1 protein-coding gene is annotated in these 626 nt (G+C 64.9%); it reads left to right on the top strand.

Annotation, left to right across the window (positions count from 1 at the left end; genetic code table 11):
- Positions 1–626 (top strand): condensation domain-containing protein (locus AC1RJW_RS29725; protein ID WP_493048118.1); only part of this gene is annotated, 626 nt, incomplete at both ends.

The raw sequence follows: 626 nt of genomic DNA, 5'->3' as shown, positions 1-626 counted from the left end.
CCGTCAGCGCAGCGAGGTCGAGCCGCTGATGGGCTTTTTCGTCAATACACTGGCGCTGCGGGTGCAGCTCGGGGACGACCCGACCGTAGCGGAGCTGCTGGCCCAGGTCAAGGCCAGCACGCTGGATGCCTATGCACACCAGGACTTGCCGTTCGAGCAGGTTGTCGAGATCGTCAAGCCGCCGCGCAGCCTGAGCCACAGCCCGCTCTTCCAGGCCATGCTCACGTTGCAAAACACACCAGTGGAGAGCGAATTTGCCTTGCCTGGACTGGCGCTGTCGGGGATAGCGGCCCCGCATACGACGGCGCACTTCGACCTGTCGCTGTCGCTGGCCGAAACCGGCGATACCCTCTCGGGCAACCTGGAGTATGCGAGCGACCTGTTCGACGCGTCGACGATGGCGCGCCTGCTGCAGCACTTCGACGTACTCCTGCGCGGGATGGTGAGCGATGAACAGCAGCGTGTCAGCGAGCTGCCGCTGTTGACCCCATCACACCGGCAACAGCTGCTGCTGGACTGGAATGACACCGCTGTCGAGGTGCCGTCCGGCCAGCTGGTGCACCAATTGTTCGAAGCCCAGGCTGCTGCCCAGCCGGAGGCGATCGCGCTGGTGTGCGAAGCGCAGT

It is taken from the genome of Janthinobacterium sp. GW822-FHT07A03 (assembly GCF_058798815.1).
Note: the sequence above shows the minus strand (reverse complement) of the source record. Positions and strands in the feature narration are given on the sequence as shown.